Here is a 2,998-nt window from a genome sequence, read left to right on the forward strand (position 1 = left end):
GCTTCCAGAAATCCCTGAGCCTATTTTATTAAACCAGATTTTTGCCAAGCTTACTTCTTTAGGACGCATTCATCCCGTTTCTACGGGCGTTGAACCCTCGTAATTTGGCAGAGGTATTGATTCTAAATACCCAATATTATAATTGCCAGGATATGGCAATATTTGGGATGATTAACTATATATACTCGCTTAATAACAGCAATCACATCGCTCTAAGCTTAAAAAGAACAAGTATTTAACTCTGTTTAGATAACTTGAGAAAATAACCGCTAATAAATGTTCACTGCGGTTAAAATTGTGGTTTCTTAATATTGCAATAATAGATGTAGCAACATGAAGCCATTGTGGAGAACTTCCATAATCTTAACTGCGATCGCTGGAGCTATCATCACCACTATCTTGATTTTCAAAAGAACTAAGCAGCCATCCATCGCCCTTACTGAAGAATGGATAGCTACTCAAGTGGCAGATGGGGACAGCATTACACTCGGCCAAACCGATGGCAGCCAAATGTCAGTTGAGCTTTGTGGAATTGATGCCCCGGAAGTGAAACAAGGTGAAGTGGAATGCCCTAATCAAATAGCTTTCGAGAATGCCCAGAGAATAGTGATCGCTTCTAAAACTGGAGTGTGGAGTTCAAGACAAACGAAACTAGCCTTGAAGCTAAAACCAGCACTCCAGTTAAAATTTGTCGCAGATTGTCTTGTGGACAGGAGGCTGTTTGTAAATTGTCACAACACTCACATACACAGGTATAGCCTTGATACTCCACTACTTCGATTGGACGCTCTACTAATTGCGCTACAGTGTGCTTTTCTACTTTTACTGCCACAGACGCTACGAATGCTTCTGTATACTGCTTGTTGGTTAAGTATAGTTCGGCTAATCTTTCAATAATCATTCCGTGATAACTGATATCAATTGCATCACTGTGGTATCGAGAAAAGGCACTATCATAGGTGATCGCTTGCTTTAAAGCCTTAATAGCCTCTGTATATTGCTGTTGAGATAACTGTAGCTCGGACAGCTTTTCGAGAGCGAAACCCTTGCGCTTAAGAGTTTTGAGGTCATTAGGAGCAAACTTGAGTGCAGTATCGAATGGCGCTAAGAAAAGGGAAAATCGTTGAGGCAGCAGGGGTGCAAAGGAGCGGAGGAGCAGGGGAGAAAGAAGAAGTTTTAGGCAATTGCGCTCGGATATTTAGAAATTCCCCTCTGCGCCCCTGCCCCCCTGGTCCTCTGCAATCCTTACGCTGCATACTCTTCAGCTTAACTTAGTGCTATTCAGTGCAGTATAATAGATAGCGATCGCCCCATACCAGATCTGGATGATCGCCCCTATTTTCATGAGGCCCTTGTTGCCGTTTTATAATGAAAGGATGCAAAAGCTTACCATCACCCGACCTGACGATTGGCATCTGCATCTGCGCGACGGTGCAGCACTGAAAGCGGTGCTGCCCTACACGGTGCGTCAGTTTGCCCGCGCGATCATCATGCCAAACTTGAAGCCCCCTATCCGCTCGGTGGCAGATGCGGTAGCCTATCGCGATCGCATCCTCGCCGCCATTCCAGAGGGACAACAGTTTGAGCCATTGATGACGCTCTACCTCACCGACAACACCAGCCCCTACGACATCCTCCGGGCGAAAGAATCCCAGTTTATCAAAGCGGTCAAGTACTACCCAGCCGGTGCAACGACCAACTCAGACTCCGGTGTGACGGATATTCGGAAGGGTGATCGCGTCTTTGAAGCGATGCAGCAGGTGGACATGCCGTTATTACTGCACGGGGAAGTGACCGATAACGATGTTGATACGTTCGATCGCGAGAAGGTGTTTATCGAGCGACATTTAATCCCCCTCAAGCAGCGATTTCCCAACCTGCGGGTGGTGCTTGAACATATCACCACCTCCGATGCGGTGCAGTATGTCCTGTCTGCCAACACCATCGCGGCAACAATTACGCCACAACATTTGTTATTTAACCGTAATGCCCTGTTCAAAGGCGGCCTTCGCCCCCATTTTTATTGCCTGCCCATTTTGAAACGGGAGGAGCATCGTCAGGCTTTATTGCAAGCGGCAACATCGGGGAATCCGAAGTTTTTTTTAGGTACCGATAGCGCTCCCCATACCCGCACTAGCAAAGAAAGTTCCTGTGGCTGCGCGGGATGCTTTTCGGCTCTGCACGCCCTTGAGTTGTATGCCGAAGCATTTGAAAAGGTGAAAGCCCTGGATAAACTGGAGGCGTTTGCTAGCTTCTATGGCCCAGATTTTTATCAACTGCCGCGTAATACCGAGCGAATTACTTTGTCCAAAACGACTTGGCGCGTTCCTGATGAAGTTCCATTTATGGAATCTGGGCTTGTACCTTTGGGGGCGGGGCAGGAAATGACATGGCAAATGGTATGACATTTGCATTGTGCATCAGCCGTTGTGGAATCCTGTTGGTTAGCTTAGGTCAACGAGTAATTTGAATCCTGGCTCAAATTTGAGTCTGCGAATCTTCCATTTTGAGTGGTGATCGCCTTAGCAGAACTTTAAGATTTTAGCAGAATATAAATATAATCTAGTATTGATTGAAGAAACCTTTAAGCCTACAAATGAGAGATTGAGAAATAACCTTTTTATAACAATACCTTAGCCAAAATAAAAGGATGAGAAGAGAGGGCTGATGTAGTAGAGTTATTGTCTCTCACAACGACAACTCAAAAACCACAATCAGCCCATGTCCGATATCTTATCACTGCGGAAGATGCTTGCTACCGCAGATAAACGCTACGACGATGCGGCAATTGAACCAGATAATCCTAACAATGTTAGCAATGAGCGGGCGAGTCACGATGCCCTTGAATATCACGTTGGACAGGCAGTGGTGGCAGGGTAAGCGCATCTAATTTTGTAGCTCTTGATACAGACAAGAAGTTTTAAACTCTATCTAAATATCAATTTTTCATTCAAAATAGGACGAATTGTTGTAAATGATTGAAAAAACATCGGTCAAA

The 2,998-nt window shown here is 45.2% G+C and carries 3 protein-coding genes; all 3 read left to right on the forward strand.

The genetic code is table 11. The features are described from left to right. The first annotated feature begins 333 nt into the window (after positions 1 to 333). The 3 genes from LC608_RS36545 to LC608_RS36555 all read left to right on the forward strand — a co-directional run bounded on the left by LC608_RS36545 (position 334) and on the right by LC608_RS36555 (position 2,880). The gene (locus tag LC608_RS36545; protein WP_229558172.1) at positions 334 to 897 is read left to right on the forward strand and encodes a hypothetical protein; all 564 of its coding nucleotides are present in this window, start codon (positions 334 to 336) and stop codon (positions 895 to 897) included. Between the two features lie 428 nt (positions 898 to 1,325). Next, positions 1,326 to 2,405 (forward strand): dihydroorotase, encoded by a 1,080-nt coding sequence (gene pyrC / locus LC608_RS36550; protein WP_229558171.1) that lies wholly within the window; start codon positions 1,326 to 1,328, stop codon positions 2,403 to 2,405. Between the two features lie 316 nt (positions 2,406 to 2,721). Next, entirely contained in the window at positions 2,722 to 2,880 is a 159-nt protein-coding gene (locus LC608_RS36555; RefSeq protein WP_229558173.1) for a hypothetical protein, read from the forward strand. Positions 2,881 to 2,998: the final 118 nt, after the last annotated feature.

This window comes from Nostoc sp. XA010 (assembly GCF_020829625.1).
Lineage (GTDB): Bacteria > Cyanobacteriota > Cyanobacteriia > Cyanobacteriales > Nostocaceae > Nostoc.